This is a genomic window from Streptomyces sp. NPDC019937 (assembly GCF_040631655.1).
GTDB lineage: Bacteria > Actinomycetota > Actinomycetes > Streptomycetales > Streptomycetaceae > Streptomyces.
Map to the genome: position 1 here is coordinate 69812 of NZ_JBEYAL010000011.1, position 16252 is coordinate 86063.

General features: G+C 72.6%; 18 protein-coding genes. 8 read left to right on the forward strand and 10 right to left on the reverse strand.

The window, feature by feature from the left end; translation table 11 throughout:
- The first annotated feature begins 190 nt into the window (after positions 1-190).
- Positions 191-1291 carry a magnesium and cobalt transport protein CorA gene (locus ABZ562_RS13450; protein WP_361477599.1) on the forward strand — a complete coding sequence of 367 codons (1101 nt, stop codon included), beginning with the start codon at positions 191-193 and terminating at the stop codon, positions 1289-1291.
- 126 nt (positions 1292-1417) lie between these two features.
- Positions 1418-1945: a hypothetical protein gene (locus ABZ562_RS13455; RefSeq protein ID WP_361477981.1), complete on the forward strand. Its 528-nt coding sequence runs from the start codon at positions 1418-1420 to the stop codon at positions 1943-1945.
- Between the two features lie 349 nt (positions 1946-2294).
- On the opposite strand, the gene ABZ562_RS13460 is transcribed toward ABZ562_RS13455, so the two are convergent.
- Entirely contained in the window at positions 2295-3011 is a 717-nt protein-coding gene (locus ABZ562_RS13460; protein WP_361477984.1) for a hypothetical protein, read from the reverse strand.
- A gap of 205 nt (positions 3012-3216) precedes the next feature.
- Here ABZ562_RS13460 and ABZ562_RS13465 point away from each other — a divergent pair, with 205 nt between their 5' ends.
- From ABZ562_RS13465 to ABZ562_RS13475, 3 genes are read left to right on the forward strand one after another with little or no spacing between them, the layout of a single operon-like run.
- Positions 3217-4500, forward strand: coding sequence for a CBS domain-containing protein (locus tag ABZ562_RS13465; protein WP_361477602.1), 1284 nt, complete (start codon positions 3217-3219; stop codon positions 4498-4500).
- The gene (locus ABZ562_RS13470; protein WP_361477605.1) at positions 4490-4993 is read left to right on the forward strand and encodes a DUF1003 domain-containing protein; all 504 of its coding nucleotides are present in this window, start codon (positions 4490-4492) and stop codon (positions 4991-4993) included. Before ABZ562_RS13465 ends, ABZ562_RS13470 begins: the two co-directional genes overlap by 11 nt.
- Positions 4994-5036: 43 nt before the next feature.
- Positions 5037-6191, forward strand: coding sequence for an Mrp/NBP35 family ATP-binding protein (locus ABZ562_RS13475; RefSeq protein ID WP_361477607.1), 1155 nt, complete (start codon positions 5037-5039; stop codon positions 6189-6191).
- A 47-nt stretch (positions 6192-6238) separates the two neighbouring features.
- On the opposite strand, the gene ABZ562_RS13480 is transcribed toward ABZ562_RS13475, so the two are convergent.
- The 5 genes from ABZ562_RS13480 to sigE all read right to left on the reverse strand — a co-directional run bounded on the left by ABZ562_RS13480 (position 6239) and on the right by sigE (position 11309).
- Positions 6239-6844, reverse strand: coding sequence for a hypothetical protein (locus ABZ562_RS13480; RefSeq protein ID WP_361477610.1), 606 nt, complete (start codon positions 6842-6844; stop codon positions 6239-6241).
- 172 nt (positions 6845-7016) lie between these two features.
- Positions 7017-7487 (reverse strand): sec-independent translocase, encoded by a 471-nt coding sequence (locus ABZ562_RS13485; protein WP_361477613.1) that lies wholly within the window; start codon positions 7485-7487, stop codon positions 7017-7019.
- A 110-nt stretch (positions 7488-7597) separates the two neighbouring features.
- A complete protein-coding gene (locus tag ABZ562_RS13490) occupies positions 7598-9211 on the reverse strand; it encodes a trypsin-like peptidase domain-containing protein (protein ID WP_361477616.1) in 1614 nt (537 codons plus the stop codon).
- A gap of 389 nt (positions 9212-9600) precedes the next feature.
- Entirely contained in the window at positions 9601-10509 is a 909-nt protein-coding gene (locus ABZ562_RS13495) for a zf-HC2 domain-containing protein (protein ID WP_361477619.1), read from the reverse strand.
- Positions 10506-11309 carry an RNA polymerase sigma factor SigE gene (gene sigE / locus ABZ562_RS13500; protein ID WP_361477622.1) on the reverse strand — a complete coding sequence of 268 codons (804 nt, stop codon included), beginning with the start codon at positions 11307-11309 and terminating at the stop codon, positions 10506-10508. Before sigE ends, ABZ562_RS13495 begins: the two co-directional genes overlap by 4 nt.
- 131 nt (positions 11310-11440) lie before the next feature.
- Here sigE and ABZ562_RS13505 point away from each other — a divergent pair, with 131 nt between their 5' ends.
- Entirely contained in the window at positions 11441-12109 is a 669-nt protein-coding gene (locus ABZ562_RS13505) for an O-methyltransferase (protein WP_055548063.1), read from the forward strand.
- A 131-nt stretch (positions 12110-12240) separates the two neighbouring features.
- Here ABZ562_RS13505 and ABZ562_RS13510 read toward each other — a convergent pair whose 3' ends face one another.
- The gene (locus ABZ562_RS13510) at positions 12241-12408 is read right to left on the reverse strand and encodes a DUF3117 domain-containing protein (RefSeq protein WP_003966491.1); all 168 of its coding nucleotides are present in this window, start codon (positions 12406-12408) and stop codon (positions 12241-12243) included.
- A gap of 225 nt (positions 12409-12633) precedes the next feature.
- Between ABZ562_RS13510 and ABZ562_RS13515 the strand changes: the two genes are divergently transcribed.
- Positions 12634-13452, forward strand: a complete 819-nt coding sequence (locus ABZ562_RS13515) for an enoyl-CoA hydratase-related protein (protein WP_361477624.1) — start codon at positions 12634-12636, stop codon at positions 13450-13452.
- Here the strand turns inward: ABZ562_RS13515 and ABZ562_RS13520 are convergent.
- A complete protein-coding gene (locus ABZ562_RS13520) occupies positions 13439-14077 on the reverse strand; it encodes a DNA-3-methyladenine glycosylase I (protein ID WP_361477627.1) in 639 nt (212 codons plus the stop codon). The genes ABZ562_RS13515 and ABZ562_RS13520 overlap by 14 nt on opposite strands.
- A complete protein-coding gene (locus ABZ562_RS13525; RefSeq protein WP_361477630.1) occupies positions 14074-14433 on the reverse strand; it encodes a DivIVA domain-containing protein in 360 nt (119 codons plus the stop codon). Before ABZ562_RS13525 ends, ABZ562_RS13520 begins: the two co-directional genes overlap by 4 nt.
- Positions 14434-14569: 136 nt before the next feature.
- Here ABZ562_RS13525 and folP point away from each other — a divergent pair, with 136 nt between their 5' ends.
- Positions 14570-15430, forward strand: a complete 861-nt coding sequence (gene folP / locus ABZ562_RS13530; RefSeq protein ID WP_361477632.1) for a dihydropteroate synthase — start codon at positions 14570-14572, stop codon at positions 15428-15430.
- Positions 15431-15455: 25 nt separating this feature from the next.
- Here the strand turns inward: folP and ABZ562_RS13535 are convergent, their stop codons facing one another.
- Positions 15456-16202: a TIGR00730 family Rossman fold protein gene (locus ABZ562_RS13535; RefSeq protein ID WP_361477635.1), complete on the reverse strand. Its 747-nt coding sequence runs from the start codon at positions 16200-16202 to the stop codon at positions 15456-15458.
- Positions 16203-16252 lie beyond the last annotated feature (50 nt).

Consider the following 16252-nt stretch of genomic DNA (forward strand, 5'->3'; position numbering starts at 1 on the left):
ATGTGACGGCAGAGCGCCTTCGTATCGCATCTGTTCTGTTCTCCGCGAACTTCCGTCAGCGTCATCGCACGGAGCGCCGCCCGCTTTGCGGACGTAGGTACGCCTCAGGGACGTGCCGTACGTCCACCTTCCGGGCGCAGCGCTGCGCCGCGCGCCCGCCGCTGACGGCCTGCCCGTGAAGGAGCCCGTCATGTCGATGATCCGTGACCTGCGCGCAGCCGTCCGTCCCGCCCTGCGCCGGACGCACAACACCAGCAACTACGACACCACCCGCGACCCGTCCGTCAACAGCGCGATCGTCGACTGCGCCGTCTACCGCGACGGGAAGCGGGTCAGCGACCACGTCAGCCCGGCGCAGGCCATGGAGCGGGTGCGCGCCGAGGGCGGGTTCGCCTGGATCGGGCTGCACGAGCCGACCGAGCGCGAGTTCGCGGGCATCGCACAGGAGTTCGGGCTGCACCCGCTGGCCGTCGAGGACGCGGTGCAGGCGCACCAGCGGCCGAAGCTGGAGCGGTACGACGACAGCCTCTTCACCGTCTTCAAGACCATCCACTACGTGGAGCACGCCCAACTCACCTCGACCAGCGAGGTCGTGGAGACCGGTGAGGTGATGTGCTTCACGGGCCACAACTTCATCGTGACCGTGCGGCACGGCGGCCAGGGCTCGCTGCGCGCCCTGCGCCACCGCCTCCAGGAGGACCCGGAGCTGCTGGCCAAGGGCCCCTCGGCGGTGCTGCACGCCATCGCCGACCAGGTCGTGGACGGGTATCTCGCGGTCGCCGACGCCGTGCAGGACGACATCGACGAGGTCGAGATCGAGGTCTTCTCGCAGGCGACTTCCCGGCGCGGCGGCGACGCGGGACGCATCTACCAGCTCAAGCGCGAGGTGCTGGAGTTCAAGCGGGCCGTCTCGCCGCTGCTGCGGCCGATGCAGCTGCTGAGCGAGCGCCCGATGCGGCTGGTGGACCCGGACATCCAGAAGTACTTCCGGGACGTCGCGGACCACCTGGCCCGGGTCAACGAGCAGGTGCTGGGCTTCGACGACCTGCTGAACTCGATCCTGCAGGCGAACCTGGCGCAGGCGACGGTCGCCCAGAACGAGGACATGCGCAAGATCACCTCCTGGGCGGCGATCTGCGCGGTCCCGACGATGATCGCCGGGATCTACGGCATGAACTTCGAGTACATGCCCGAGCTGCACTGGAGGTTCGGCTACCCGACGGTGATGGCCGTCACCGTGGCGATCTGTGTCACGATCCACCGCGGCTTCAAGCGGAACGGCTGGCTGTAGGCGGCTCTGGGCGGCTCTGGGCGGAGTCGTTTCGCTGGATGGGATGCGCGGAGGGCGCCGGACCCGCTGTCCTACGCTGTTCGCATGACGCAGACGCCGACGCCGACGCCGCCACCGACGGACGCCATGGACCCGATCGACCGCGCCCTGGTCGAGGAGGCGGCGAAGAAGTCCGCCCTGGTCTGGGTGCAGGGCTCCGAGGGCGCCGCCCGCGCGCTGTGGCACATCTGGCACGAGGGCGCCGTCTGCCTCGTCGGGGACGGCCCCGACGAGCAGCCGCTGAAGGGGCTCGGGCTCGTGGACGGCGGCACCGCGACGGTGACCGTGCGCAGCAAGGACAAGGGCGGGCGGCTGGTCGGCTGGCCCGCGCGGGTGGTCGAACTCGCCCCGGAGGGTGAGGCGTGGACGGCGGCCGTCGGCGAGCTGAAGGGCAAGCGGCTGAACGCGGCGGACGCGGACACGATCGCGGAGCGGTGGGCCCGGGAGTGCCGGGTGCTGCGGCTGGAGCCGGTGACCGACGCGGCGCTCGTGCCGGCGGAGGCGGGTTCGCTCGCGGCGGCGCCCCTGCCGACCGCTGCCGTGACGCGGCGGGCGATGCCGGCGGGGCTGCCGAAGCTGATCGCCCGGGGCAAGCGGGCGCGCGGGGCGGGCTGAGTTCTCCCCGCCCCGCCCCTTCCCGAAACCGGGGGCAAGCCCCCGGCCCCCGATGCGGGGCTCCGCCCCGCGCCCCGCCGGGGCTCCGCCCCTGGACCCCGCTCCTCAAACGCCGGAGAGGCTGGGGATGGGGCATCTCCGCCCCCGGGCCCCGGGTGGGGGCTCCGCCCCCCACCCCCGCTCCTCAAACGCCGGAGGGGCTGGGGCGTGCCGCCCGGGGCTGAGGTGTGCCGCCCGAGGCTGGGGTGTGGTGCCCGGGGCTGGTGCGTGCCGCCCGGGGCTGGGGTGTGTTGCCGGGGGCTGGGGTGTGGTGCCCGGGGCTGGGTGTGCCGCCCGGGCCGACCTGCCGCTACGTTCCCGTGGGGATCTGCTGGCCGTAGTCGACCACGGCGTCCTTCTCCGGCGCGGTCAGCTGGAAGTCCTTGTTCCAGTCCGCCAGCCGGATCACCCCCGCGCCCCCGGCCCGCTGGAGCCGCAGCGGGTACGGGCGGCCCTCCAGGGAGACGTCGAGGGAGCCGCCGTCGCCCTGCTGCCCGCCGAGGATGCGGATCGTACGGATGCCGCCGACCTCGCCGCGGTCGCCCGCGGTGATGGTGCCGTGCAGGCCGAGCAGCCCGTCCAGCATGACGCTCTTCTCCGTGAAGCCGCTGAGCCTTTTGTAGGAGGGGTCCCCGGACGGCACCTTCACGTACTTGTCGTCGAGCTTGTCCGCCGCGGCCGCGTCGCCGCTGTGTCCGCCGCCGTCGGTGCCCTGGTGTCCCCAGAAGCCCGCGTCCGCCTTGAGGTACAGCTCCTCGCCCACCCGCAGCAGTTCGAAGCGGGTGCCCTTGGTGGAGACGACGCCGGTGCCGCCGTCGCCCTTCAGCTTCATGTCCACCTTGTAGGTGCGGCCCTTGGAGACGAGGCTGCCGGACAGATGGACCGCGTCCGCGCTCCCGGCCGCCGTCCGGGCCTTGCTCTGGATCTTGGTGGCGGGGAGCTTGCCCACGCCGTTGGTTCCCGCGTCGGGGTCCTTCTCCCCTTCGCCGCCGCACGCGGTGAGCGTCGCGGCCAATCCCGCGCACATCACCGCGACGAGAGCCGTGTTCCGGATGCGCACGTCCGCTCTGCCTCCTGATGCCGGTCCGGTGCAGTACGGCAGCGTACCGGTGCCGCGCGGAAGTGTGCGCGGGGCGCCGGAGGCCGCTCGTCCGGCGGCGGGGCAGAACGGGGCAGGCTAGCCTGAACCCGGTGAATACGCACCGGTGCGTGGCGGGAAGGAGGCGCATGACATGCCGGCAGGCGCCTCGCGGATCTATGTCTCGCATCTGGCCGGCGTCGCCGTCTTCGACCCGAACGGCGACCACGTGGGGCGGGTCCGCGATCTGGTGGCGATGCTGCGGCTCGCCGGGCGGCCGCCGCGGGTGCTCGGGCTGGTCGTCGAAGTGGTCACCCGCCGCCGCATCTTCCTGCCGATGACGCGGGTGACGGGCGTGGAGTCGGGCCAGGTCATCACCACCGGCGTGGTGAACATGCGGCGCTTCGAGCAGCGCCCCACCGAGACGCTGGTCCTCGGCGAACTTCTGGACCGCACCGTGCGGCTGGTGGAGACCGGCGAGGACGTCACGGTCCTGGACGTGGCGATGGCGCAGCTGCCCGCGCGGCGCGAATGGGAGATCGACAAGGTCTTCGTACGGCGCGGCAGAAGCGGCGCGCTGCGCCGCCGGGGCGAGACGCTGACCGTGGACTGGTCGGCCGTCACCGGATTCTCGCTGGAGGAGCACGGGCAGGGCGCGGAGAACCTGCTGGCCACCTTCGAGCAGCTGCGTCCCGCCGACCTCGCGAACGTCCTGCACCACCTCTCCGCCAAGCGGCGCGGCGAGGTCGCGGCGGCGCTGGACGACGAACGGCTCGCGGACGTCCTGGAGGAGCTGCCCGACGACGACCAGGTGGAGATCCTCGGCAAGCTCGAGGAGGAGCGCGCGGCCGACGTCCTGGAGGCGATGGACCCCGACGACGCGGCCGACCTGCTCTCCGAGCTGCCCGAACGGGACAAGGAGCGGCTGCTGGCCCTGATGCGGCCCAGGGAGGCCGCCGACATGCGGCGGCTGATGTCGTACGAGGAGGGCTCGGCGGGCGGGCTGATGACGACCGAGCCCATCGTGCTGCGGCCGGACGCCACGGTCGCGGACGCCCTCGCGCGGGTGCGCGACCAGGACCTCACCCCGGCGCTCGCCGCCCAGGTGTATGTGTGCCGGCCGCCCGACGAGACGCCCACCGGGCGCTATCTGGGCACCATCCACTTCCAGCGGCTGCTGCGCGACCCGCCGTTCACCCTCGTCGGCTCGGCCGTGGACACCGATCTGCGGCCGCTGCCCCCGGAGACCCCGCTGCCCGTGGTCGCGGGCCATCTGGCGACGTACAACCTGCTGGCGGCACCGGTCGTGGACGAGGGCGGGTCGCTGCTGGGCGCGGTGACCGTGGACGACGTGCTGGACCATCTGCTGCCCACCGACTGGCGGGAGCGCGAGCTGCACGGCGGGGTGCCGATCCCGGAGGTGGGCGATGGACGGTGACGGGGGCCGTCTGGACCGGCCCAGGGAGCGCCGCCGCAGCCCGCTGCCGCGCTGGGACCCGGAGGCGTTCGGCAGGGCGTCGGAGCTGATCGCCCGCTTCCTGGGCACCGGCCGCTTCATCGCCTGGATGACGGTCTTCGTCGTCGCCTGGCTGGCCTGGAACACCCTCGCGCCACGCCCGCTGCGGTTCGATCCGTTCCCGTTCATCTTCCTGACGCTGATGCTGTCGCTCCAGGCGTCGTACTCGGCGCCGCTGATCCTGCTCTCGCAATACCGGCAGTCCGACCGGGACCGTGTCACGCTCGAGCAGGACCGGGCGCGGGACGAGCGGGCCATCGCCGACACCGAGTTCCTGACCCGGGAGATCGCGACGCTGCGCACCGGGCTCGGCGAGGTCGCGACGCGGGACTGGATCCGCTCCGAGTTCGAGGACCTGGTCCGGGAGCTGGACGAGCGGCGGCCCGCGCCCTCGCGTGAGGAACGCGACCGCTGACGGGCTTTCCGGCGCACACCCGCGGCGCCGTACCATCTTTCGTATGGCTACCGACACTGTCCCGGCACCGAGCGAAGACGCGGTGCGCGCCGCGCTCGCCACGGTCAACGACCCGGAGATCCACAAGCCGATCACCGACCTCGGCATGGTCAAATCCGTCGAGATCGCGTCGGACGGCACGGTCGCGGTGGTGGTGTACCTCACGGTCTCCGGCTGCCCGATGCGGGAGACGATCACCAGCCGGGTACGGGAGGCGGTCCACCAGGTCGCCGGGGTGACCGGCGTCACCGTCGAGCTGGACGTCATGAGCGACGAGCAGCGGCGCGAGCTGGCCGCCTCGCTGCGCGGCGGCCAGGCCGAGCGCGAGGTGCCCTTCGCCCAGCCCGGCTCGCTGACCCGGGTGTACGCGGTGGCCTCCGGCAAGGGCGGCGTCGGCAAGTCGTCGGTGACGGTCAACCTGGCCGCCGCGATGGCCGACGACGGGCTCAAGGTCGGCGTCGTGGACGCCGACATCTACGGCCACTCGGTGCCGCGCATGCTCGGCGCCGACGGAAAGCCGACCCAGGTCGAGGACATGATCATGCCGCCGTCGGCGAACGGCGTGAAGGTGATCTCGATCGGGATGTTCACCCCGGGCAACACCCCGGTGGTGTGGCGCGGGCCGATGCTGCACCGCGCCCTCCAGCAGTTCCTGGCCGACGTCTACTGGGGCGATCTCGACGTCCTGCTGCTGGACCTCCCGCCGGGCACCGGCGACATCGCGATCTCCGTCGCCCAGCTGGTGCCGGGCGCCGAGATCCTGGTGGTGACGACGCCGCAGCAGGCCGCCGCCGAGGTGGCCGAGCGGGCGGGCTCGATCGCCGTCCAGACCCATCAGAAGATCGTCGGCGTGGTGGAGAACATGTCCGGGCTGCCCTGCCCGCACTGCGACGAGATGGTCGACGTCTTCGGCACCGGCGGCGGGCAGAAGGTCGCCGAGGGGCTGTCCCGGACCACCGGGACGACGGTGCCGGTGCTGGGCTCCATCCCCATCGACGTACGGCTGCGCGAGGGCGGCGACGAGGGCAAGCCGGTCGTGCTGTCCGATCCCGACTCCCCCGCGGGCAGCGCGCTGCGCTCGATCGCCGGCAAGATCGGCGGACGGCAGCGGGGCCTGGCGGGCATGTCGCTGGGCGTCACGCCGCGCAACAAGTTCTGAGACGGATGCGGCAGGGGCGGCCTCGCGGGGCCGCCCCTGTGCCCTGTCTACGCGTCGTAGCCGGTGATGTCCTTGATCACCGAGAAACCCAGGCCGTAGGCGCTCATCCCGCGCCCGTACGCCCCGATGTGCACGCTCTCGCCCGCCGAGCCGGCCAGCACCCAGCCGTACTCGGACTCGCGGTAGTGGAAGTCGGTCGGCACGCCGTCCACCGGCAGCGACAGCTGGGACCACTCCTCGCCGTCCAGGGCGTCCGCCAGCTCCCAGGCGATCGCGGTCTGCTGGTCCAGCCAGTCCTGGCGCAGCCCCCGCTCCATGCGGGTCGGCCAGGTGCATGACAGCAGGCCCGAGCCCGCCAGCCAGGCGGCCGAGGAGACCGAGGTGGCCTCCAGCTTGCCCGTGCCGTCCGCGCTGTCCCGTACGGGGCGGCCGCCGACCGTCACCACCACCGTGAAGCGCTGCTGGTCCATATCGGTCTCGACACGCAGCGACGGCTCCTCGCCGTGCCCGGTCGAGCCGTACTCCACCCGGCCATCGGCGGCCGCGCCCACCTGCATGAGCCAGCGCGGCCCGGTGAACGCCTCGTCAAGGCCGTACCAGGGGAAGGCTGCCATCAGGTAGCCGTCGACGCTCCGCCGAGCCTCAGCGGGCATCCCCCGTACCGAACCGTCCACCCCATGCACCCCTAGCCGACTCGTCGTGCCCATGTGCGCGGAGCCTCCTCGTTGCCCTTCGTCGTGGGCGGCCCGCCCCCCTTCGGGCGACCTCACCCCGGACAAAGGGAGGATAGCCATACGGGTCAACCAGCCCGGGCATACGGGGGGATCAAGTGGCGTCGGAGTCGAAAGGCGGACGGTCCTCACGAGGCTGGTCATCGCGCTTGCGCAGCAGGTCAGGGGTGCCGGAGTCGCCCTTGGACAGGGACGGCGGGGTGGTGCCGGAGCCCCCTGAAGAGCCGTGTGGGACGTCACTCTCCCGGCCGTTCACGGAGTCGGCGACCTCGGCCATCTCCTTGCGGAGGTCGAAACCGTTCTGGATTTCCTTGAGGCCCAGCTCGTCGTTGTCGAGCACGTGCTTGCGCACGAACGTCTTGGGGTTCAGGTCCTCGAACTCGAAGTCCTTGAACTCGGGCCCCAGCTCGGAGCGGATGTCCTCCTTGGCGCTGTCGGAGAACTCCCGGACCTTGCGGATGAACTGCGACACGTCCCGGATGACCTTCGGAAGCTTTTCCGGGCCGAAGATGAGCACCGCAAGGACAACGAGCGCGACAAGCTCGAGAGGTCCTATGTCCAACACCTTGCAGCTCCTAGAAGACGTCCGAAACCCTGAGTGGGCCACTCAACACCGTACCTGTCGGCAGGGCCGGCGCGGGAGACGCCCGGGCCAACATCGGGCGTCAGAGCCCTCTAGCCCTCGCTGCTCGCCGAGCCCAGCGTCAGCTCCACGGTGCGCTCGTCGCCGTCCCGCTTGACGGTCAGCCGGAGCCGGTCGCCGGGGCGGTGGCTGCGGATCTTGACGATCAGCTCCTGGCCGCTGTGCACCCGGACGCCGTCCACCTCGGTGATCACATCACCGGCCTTGATCCCCGCCTTGTCGCCCGGGCCGTCCGGGGTGACCGGCGGGCCGTCGGCGCCCTTGCCGTTCACCCGGGCACCGTCGCCCGTGTACTCCATGTTGAGCGTGACGCCGATCACCGGGTGGGTGGCCTTGCCGGTGTTGATCAGCTCCTCGGCGACCCGCTTGCCCTGGTTGATCGGGATCGCGAAGCCCAGGCCGATGGAGCCGCCCTGACCGCCCAGCTCGGCGCCGTCGTCGGCGGCCCGGATGGCGCTGTTGATCCCGATGACCCGCGCCTTGCCGTCGACCAGCGGGCCGCCGGAGTTGCCCGGGTTGATCGGGGCGTCGGTCTGCAGCGCGTCGACATAGGAGATGTCGCTGCCGTCCTCCTTCTCGCCGCCCGCGGTGATCGGACGCTCCTTGGCGCTGATGATCCCGGAGGTGACCGTGCCCGCCAGGTCGAACGGGGCGCCGATCGCCACCACCGGGTCGCCGACCCGGACGGAGTCGGAGTTGCCCAGCGCCAGCGGGCTCAGCCCGGAGACGCCCTCGACCCGGATGACCGCCAGGTCGTACCCGGCGTCCCGGCCGACCAGCTCGGCGCGGGCGGTCTGGCCACCGTTGAAGGTCACCGATATGTCGCCGTCGGAACCGGCGGGCGCCACGACGTGGTTGTTGGTGAGGATGTGGCCCTGCTTGTCGAGGACGAAGCCGGTGCCGGTGCCCTCCTCGGAACTGCCGCTGACATGAATGGTCACCACGCCCGGCAGCGCGCTGGAGGCGATGCCCGCGATGCTGTCCGGGTCCCGGGTGCCCTTCTCCAGCGGGGCCTGCGGAAGCTTCACGTCGACACCCCCGGAGGCCCGGTCCCGCTCGACGTACGCGCCGATCCCGCCGCCCAGGCACCCCGCGATCAGCGCGATCAGCAGGACGGCGACGAACGCGCGGCGGCGGGAGACCACCTTGCGCTCGGCGGGCGGCCGGGCCACGGTCCAGGGGTCATAGCTCTGCCACTGGGCGGGGACCGGGGCGCCGTGACCCCCGGGCGGCAGCTGGGTGCCGTGCGCCGGGGTCACCATCCCGGGCTGCGGAACCCCGGGCTGCGAAACCCCGGGCTGCGGGACGGCGCCGGGCGGCAGGTTCGTACCGTGCGCCGGGGTCGTGCCCGGATGCTGTACGGGCGGGGCCGGGGCCCAGGGCCCGGGGCCGCCGTAGGGCGGGGTGCTGTACGGATCGGGCTCGTGCAGCGGCCGCCCGGCGCCCGCGCGGGCCGCGTCCGCCGCCTCGGCGTCCCCGGCGGCGGGTGGCCGCTCGGCCGGCGTCTCCGCCACGGCCTCGGCCGCGGTCCCGGCCGATGGCTCCGTGCCGGTCTCCGCCGCCGCGTCCGGCTGCCGGTCGCCGGGTCGTGCGACCGGACGGCTCCACCACTTCGGCTTGGGCCCGGGGGCCTTCCGCTCGTCCATGATCTCCCCAAGTTCCCGCAAGCGGACGCCAACCGCGCCGCCCGGGTCGTACGTCACCGCGACTCTTCGGCTCGCCCACGGCCACCGTCGGGGGTGCCCCCGACAGGGCAGGGCTGCCCGGAAGCGATTCAATCAGTCCACCCGGGCCCGCGTGCGCGGAACGAGCGGAACGACCGGACGTGTGAGCGATATGGCGCAGAATCCCCGGGTCGCCAGGGCGGGGGCCTTGGGGGGTGTCTTGTGGGTCAGGCCGGATCAGCGAGCGGCGTCTGGTGCGGTAGCTCGCAACCCGCGTGAGGAGAGCGCAGCGGCGCTGCGTGCGACGAGCGCGGGTCCGCGAGGTGCCGTGCCGGGCGTCGGGAGCCCGGCATGATCCACACGACACCCCCCTAGGGCGGGGGCGTGCCGAACCCGAGGTAGGGGGTGCTCGGCGCCGGCTGGGTCGGGCCCTCCAGCTGGGTCGGCGCGGGCGCCGCCGGGGTGGAGGTCGGGGCCCGCAACAGGTCCCTGACCGACAGGGCCGGCTGTATCAGCGGGTTCACCGCGGCGCCGGAGGGCCGGCTCAGCAGCGGGTGGCTGGGGGTCGCGCTCGGGGAGGGGAGCCCGGCGGGCCGGGTCTCGGTGGTGGCCAGCAGCCCCACCTCGCCGCCGGTCCGCTCACGGGTGCCGGTGCCGACGGTGGCGGCGTCGACCGGGGTGACCGTGGTGTCCGAGCCGTCCGTCCGGGGGCCGGGGTCGACCGCGGCCTCCAGCGGCAGGGCGGCGCCGAGCGCGAAGGCGGCCAGGGACACCGCGCCCGCGGCCGCGAAGGCGAAGCGGCGGCGCGGCCCGGGACGCTCGACCTCATGGATCCGGAAGCCGCGCTCCCGGTGCGCGGAGGCGGCGGCGACCGGGTCCACCGGCGCCACCGCGGGCAGATACGCGAACGTCTGCTCCCGTCTGCGCTCCGACGCCCGCACGTCCGGGGCGTCCTCCCGCACGCTCCGCGCGCCACGCAGGCCGAGGACGCCCGGGTCCGCGAAGGGGGAACCGCTGCCCGGGCCGTCGTCGTCACCGCCGATGGCCGGGAGGCCCTGCAGGCGCGCCAGGAAGCCTTCGGACGGCGCCGGGGGCGCCGTCTCGGCGAACACGCTCTTCAGCCGCCGCTGCGCGTCGGCCTCCGCCTTGCACTTACAGCACGTCGCCAGGTGTGCGAGCACGCGCTCACGCGCGTCATGCCCGAGTTCGCCGTCGACCAGAGCCGCAAGGCGGTCGCCGAGATGCTGCTCGGCGGGGGACGGACCGCCTGATCGGGTCACGCGATCCCGACCTCCCCACTCAGCCGCGGTCCGGAGACCCGCGGCACCACCGCGGCGACCTCGCGCTGCTGCTCGGCGCGCGCCCCCGCCGGGGCGCGGTGCTGCAGCGCCTTGCGCAGATGCGAGCGGCCACGGTGGATCCGGCTGCGCACGGTGCCCAGCTTGACGCCGAGCGTCGCGGCGATCTCCTCGTACGACAGGCCCTCGATGTCACAGAGGACGACGGCCGCGCGGAACTCCGGGGCGAGGGTGTCCAGCGCCTGCTGCACATCGGCGTCGAAGTGGGTGTCGTTGAAGTGCTGCTGGGGGGAGGGCTCACGGCTGGGGAGCCGCTCGGCCGCGTCCTCGGCGAGGGCGTCGAAGCGGATGCGCTGACGACGGCGGACCATGTCGAGGAAGAGATTGGTGGTGATGCGGTGCAGCCAGCCCTCGAACGTGCCGGGGGTGTACGTCGACAGCGAGCGGAAGACGCGGACGAACACCTCCTGGGTGAGGTCCTCGGCGTCGTGCTGGTTACCGGTGAGCCGGTAGGCGAGGCGGTAGACCCGTGCGCTGTGCGTGCTGACGATCTCCTCCCAGGTGGGAGGCGTCCACGCCGGAGCATCCCCCTCCGCACCGAACGACGCGGTGGTGGCAAAGGTCGCGGTGGTGGAGTCGGCGGAACGGGAACGGTCAGCGGTGTCGGTCACGGATTTCGGCTCGCCCGCTGACCTGCGAAAGCGCCTCAGCACTCGCCGGTCACCGGCCGCAGCCGCACCTCCCCTGTCGGCTCTGGTGGTGTCCAGTAGAGCCCCTACCATATCCACCTCGCCCGTTAGCTCCGGATAAGCATTTTTGACCTGCATTTGGTCGTGATCCATACGGTCCCCCCTTCTCTCCACAACGCCTGGTCCCATCTGCGGGTTCCCGTGCGCAGCGGATACAGTCACCGTTGCGCCAACTACGGGGACAGGAGAGGGTCATTACCGGCAACCGGCAGACGAGCTGGGCGTTCGCCGACGCGTTCGTCGCCGAGGACGAAGCCCTTCACTGGGCCCGTGACCGGGCCCGGGAGGCAGGGCTGCGCTCGGTGTCCGCGGGCACCGGCGCCGCGCTGCGCCTGCTCGCCGCCGCCGCGGATGCCAAGGCCGTCGCCGAGATCGGCACCGGGACCGGCGTCTCCGGCATCCATCTGCTGCACGGCATGCGCCCCGACGGCGTGCTGACCACCGTGGACACCGAACCCGAGATGCAGCAGTTCGCCCGGCAGGCCTTCCGGGCCGCCGGTTTCGCCGGGAACCGGGCGCGCTTCATCCCCGGCCGCGCCCTGGACGTCCTGCCCCGGCTCGCCGACGGCGGCTACGACCTGGTGTTCTGCGACGGCGACCGGCTGGAGTGCCTGGACTACCTGGAGGAGGCGCTGCGGCTGCTGCGGCCGGGCGGCCTGGTCTGCTTCGAGGGGGTCTTCGCCAACGGGCGGACCGTGGACTCCGCCGCCCAGCCCGCCGAGGTGCTGCGGCTGCGGGAGCTGCTGCGCACCGTACGCGAGTCCACCGTGCTGCAGTCCTCGCTGCTGCCGGTCGGGGACGGCCTGCTCTGCGCCGTCAATCGCGGCGGCTGAGAGAGGCCGGCTCTCCCCCGCCGCACCGGCCCTTCCCCGCGACAAGACTGCCCGCACACAGCACCGCCCCGGCGTCCGGTACCTCGTACCGGACGCCGGGGCGGAGCTCGGGTGATGGTGGGGCCGGTGGCTCAGCCGACAACCTTCTTCAGTGCGTCGCCGAGCGCGTCGGCCTCGTCGGGTGTCAGCTCCACGACGAGCCGACCGCCGCCTTCGAGCGGAACGCGCATGACGATGCCCCGCCCCTCCTTGGTCACCTCGAGCGGGCCGTCGCCCGTCCGCGGCTTCATGGCCGCCATGCTCGTTCCCCTTCCTGAAACCAGCTCATCGCAGCCGACAACCCAGGCGTCACCGGCATCGAACACGTTGCTTCTCTGTCATTATCCCGCATGCCATGACCCGATGACCAACATCGGTCGGCAACCCCCGCGCGGAGCGGTCCCCCAAAACCACTCAATTCGGGGAGGCGATCGCGATAACGTACGCCCGCCGCCACCGAACATCTGCCCACGGGAGGGCCGCCCATGACCGACACCGTGCTCTACGAGCAGGCCGACGGACTCGCGACGATCACCCTGAATCGTCCCGACGCCATGAACGCGCTCAACATCGACACCAAGGTGGCGCTGCGCGACGCGCTGCTGCAGGCCGCCGAGGATCCGGCGGTGCGGGCCGTCCTGCTCACCGGCACCGGGCGCGCTTTCTGCGTCGGGCAGGACCTCAAGGAGCACATCGGGCTGCTGGCCGCCGACCGCGAGGCGCAGGCCCGGGGGGACCGGGCCGAGGGCTCGACGATGAGCACGGTCTCGCTGCACTACAACCCGATCGTGACCGCGATCGCCGGGATGCCGAAGCCGGTGGTCGCGGCCGTGAACGGGGTCGCGGCCGGGGCCGGGGCGGGCTTCGCCTTCGCCGCCGACTACCGGATCGTGGCCGACACCGCCTCGTTCAACACCTCGTTCGCGGGCGTCGCGCTGACCGCCGACTCCGGCGTCTCGTGGACCCTGCAGCGCCTGATCGGCCACGGCCGGGCCGCCGACCTGCTGCTCTTCCCGCGCGGCGTCAGCGCGGCGGAGGCGCTGGAGCTGGGCATCGCCAACCGGGTCGTCCCCGCCGCCGAGCTGCCCGCCGAGGCGGCGGCGATCGCCCGGCGGCTGGCCGAGGGCCCGACCGCCGCCTATGCGGCGATCAAGGAATCGCTCGCCTACGCGGCCGGGCACGGCCTCACCGATTCCCTGACCAAGGAGGACGAGCTGCAGCGCCGGGCGGGCTCCTCGGAGGACCACCGCGCCGCGGTGGACGCCTTCGTCGAGAAGCGGCAGCCGCGGTTCACGGGCCGCTGACCTGCGGCGACGCTCCGGATCCCGACTGCCCGACGAGGTCGCGGACATGGCAGTCGGCCAGGTGGTCGTTGACCAGGCCGCAGGCCTGCATCAGGGCGTAGGCCGTGGTGGGGCCGACGAAGCGGAAGCCGCGCTTCTTCAGCTCTCGGCTGAGCGCCGTGGACTCCGGGGTGATCGCCGGGACGTCGGCGAAGGTGCGCGGGACCGGGCGGGTGGCCGGGTCGGGGGCGAAGGACCAGATCAGCTCCTCCAGCTCGCCCTCGGCCAGCTCCGCCGCCGCCCGCGCGTTGCCGATCGTGGCCGTGATCTTGGCCCGGTTGCGGATGATGCCGGGGTCGGCGAGCAGCCGCTGCTCGTCGGCCTCGGTGAACTCCGCGACCGCCTTGATCCGGAAGTCGGCGAAGGCGGCCCGGAACCCCTCCCGGCGGCGCAGGATCGTCAGCCAGGACAGCCCGGACTGGAACGCCTCCAGGCAGATCCGCTCGTACAGCGCGTCGTCGCCGCGGACCGCACGGCCCCACTCCGTGTCGTGGTAGACCCGGTAGTCCGCCATGGACTCGGCCTCCAGCCCCCACGGGCAGCGCGCCAGGCCGTCCGCTCCGACGACCGTCCCCTGACCGCTCACGAGCCGCTCCCCTCGAAATCGGCCGGGCCCCCGGCGGCCTTGCCGTCGGCATAGCCCGGGGTCCGCGCGCCCGCCAGGGCCTCCTCCAGCTCGGCGATCCGGGCGTCCCGCTCGGCCAGCTCGGCGCCCAGCCGCCCCAGCACATCGTCCACGTCCGCCATCCGGTAGCCGCGCAGCGTCATCGGCAGCCGCAGCGCCTCGACGTCCTCCCGGTCCAGCGGCCGGTCGGCCGGCAGCGGGTCGTCCAGCCGGTCGGGCGGCGCCTCGGCGAGCTGGCCGCCGTCGCCACCGCCGACCACGGCGAGGGTGACGGCGCCGACCACGACGACCAGCGTGATCAGCAAGAACAGGAACACGGTGATCGTTCTCCTCGGCTAGGGCGGCTCGGCCGTGACGTCACGCGTGACGTCGGCCCCGTCAACTGTCTGACCCGATCGTGCCATGCCCCACTGACAGTTATCGTCGCTGCCGGACACCTGAGAGGAAGTACGCATGCTGCGGCTGGGCCGACGCGAGTTCGACGAGAACGAGCGAGTGATCATGGCGATCGTCAACCGGACTCCGGACTCCTTCTACGACCAGGGTGCGACCTTCCACGACGAGCCCGCGCTCACCCGCGTCGAGCAGGCCGTCGCGGACGGCGCGGCGATCATCGACATCGGCGGGGTGAAGGCCGGGCCCGGGGAGGAGGTCAGCGCCGCCGAGGAGGCGCGGCGCACGGTCGGCTTCGTGGCCGAGGTGCGGCGCCGCCATCCGGACGTGGTGATCAGCGTGGACACCTGGCGGCACGAGGTCGGCGAGGCGGTCTGCGCGGCGGGCGCGGACGTGCTCAACGACGCGTGGGGCGGGGTCGACCCGAAGCTCGCCGAGGTCGCCGCCCGCTACGGCGCAGGGCTGGTCTGTACGCACGCGGGCGGGGCCGAACCGCGCACCCGGCCGCACCGGATCGGCTACGACGACGTGGTGGCGGACATCCTGCGGGTCACCCTGGGGCTCGCGGAGCGCGCGGTGGAGCTGGGCGTCCGGCGCGACGGGATCATGATCGACCCGGGTCATGACTTCGGGAAGAACACCCGCCACTCGCTGGAGGCCACCCGGCGGCTCGGGGAGCTGAGGGAGACCGGCTGGCCGGTGCTGGTCTCGCTGTCCAACAAGGATTTCGTGGGCGAGACGCTGGACCGCCCGGTGAAGGAGCGGGTGATCGGGACGCTCGCGACCACCGCGGTCTCCGCCTGGCTGGGCGCCCAGGTCTACCGGGTGCACGAGGTGGCCGAGACCCGTCAGGTGCTGGACATGGTGTCGTCCATCGCGGGCCACCGGCCCCCGGCGGTCGCCCGCCGGGGACTGGCCTGAGACCCGGTGCGGCTCCCGCGCCGCGTCAGCCGGACTCCTTGGTCACCAGGTCGACCACCTCGTCGATGTCGTCGGTGAGGTGGAACAGCTCCAGGTCCTGCTGGGACGCCTTGCCCTGGGCGATGAGCGTGTTCTCCAGCCAGTCGACGAGACCGCCCCAGTAGGAGCTGCCGAAGAGGACGATCGGGAACTGGGTCACCTTCTTCGTCTGCACGAGGGTCAGGGCCTCGAAGCACTCGTCGAGGGTGCCCAGCCCGCCGGGCAGCACCACGAACCCCTGGGCGTACTTCACGAACATCGTCTTCCGCACGAAGAAGTAGCGGAAGTTCACCCCGATGTCGACGTACGGATTCAGCCCCTGCTCGTACGGCAGCTCGATGCCGAGGCCGACGGAGACGCCGCCCGCCTCGACCGCGCCGCGGTTGGCGGCCTCCATCGCGCCGGGGCCGCCGCCGGTGATCACCCCGAACCCGGCCTCGGCCAGGGCCCGGCCGATCTTCACCCCCGCCTCGTACTCCGGTGACCCCTCGGGCGTACGGGCGGAGCCGAACACGCTGACCGCCCGTCCCAGCTCGGCCAGCGTGCCGAAGCCCTCGACGAACTCCGACTGGATGCGCAGCACCCGGAACGGGTCCTCGTGCACCCAGTCGGTGGCTCCCCGGGTGTCCAGCAGCCGCTGGTCGGTCGTGCCGGGCCGCATCTGGTGGCGACGGCGCACGACCGGGCCCAGACGCTGCTCGTGCAGCGCTCGCTCTTCCTCGGCGTTGCCCATCGATGTGCTCCCTTCGCCAAGATCTGCCAAAGATCTGTCGTTCAGCGTAG

What these genes read in the sequence shown, in the direction of transcription:
- ABZ562_RS13490 (WP_361477616.1), bottom strand. Translation starts at nt 9,211, where the DNA reads ATGGACGAGCGGAAGGCCCCCGGGCCCAAGCCGAAGTGGTGGAGCCGT.
- ABZ562_RS13535 (WP_361477635.1), bottom strand. Translation starts at nt 16,202, where the DNA reads ATGGGCAACGCCGAGGAAGAGCGAGCGCTGCACGAGCAGCGTCTGGGC.
- ABZ562_RS13450 (WP_361477599.1), top strand. Translation starts at nt 191, where the DNA reads ATGTCGATGATCCGTGACCTGCGCGCAGCCGTCCGTCCCGCCCTGCGC.
- ABZ562_RS13510 (WP_003966491.1), bottom strand. Translation starts at nt 12,408, where the DNA reads ATGGCGGCCATGAAGCCGCGGACGGGCGACGGCCCGCTCGAGGTGACC.
- ABZ562_RS13455 (WP_361477981.1), top strand. Translation starts at nt 1,418, where the DNA reads ATGGACCCGATCGACCGCGCCCTGGTCGAGGAGGCGGCGAAGAAGTCC.
- ABZ562_RS13470 (WP_361477605.1), top strand. Translation starts at nt 4,490, where the DNA reads ATGGACGGTGACGGGGGCCGTCTGGACCGGCCCAGGGAGCGCCGCCGC.
- ABZ562_RS13475 (WP_361477607.1), top strand. Translation starts at nt 5,037, where the DNA reads ATGGCTACCGACACTGTCCCGGCACCGAGCGAAGACGCGGTGCGCGCC.
- folP (WP_361477632.1), top strand. Translation starts at nt 14,570, where the DNA reads ATGCTGCGGCTGGGCCGACGCGAGTTCGACGAGAACGAGCGAGTGATC.
- ABZ562_RS13460 (WP_361477984.1), bottom strand. Translation starts at nt 3,011, where the DNA reads ATGTGCGCGGGATTGGCCGCGACGCTCACCGCGTGCGGCGGCGAAGGG.
- ABZ562_RS13465 (WP_361477602.1), top strand. Translation starts at nt 3,217, where the DNA reads ATGCCGGCAGGCGCCTCGCGGATCTATGTCTCGCATCTGGCCGGCGTC.
- ABZ562_RS13480 (WP_361477610.1), bottom strand. Translation starts at nt 6,844, where the DNA reads ATGCCCGCTGAGGCTCGGCGGAGCGTCGACGGCTACCTGATGGCAGCC.
- ABZ562_RS13515 (WP_361477624.1), top strand. Translation starts at nt 12,634, where the DNA reads ATGACCGACACCGTGCTCTACGAGCAGGCCGACGGACTCGCGACGATC.
- sigE (WP_361477622.1), bottom strand. Translation starts at nt 11,309, where the DNA reads ATGGTAGGGGCTCTACTGGACACCACCAGAGCCGACAGGGGAGGTGCG.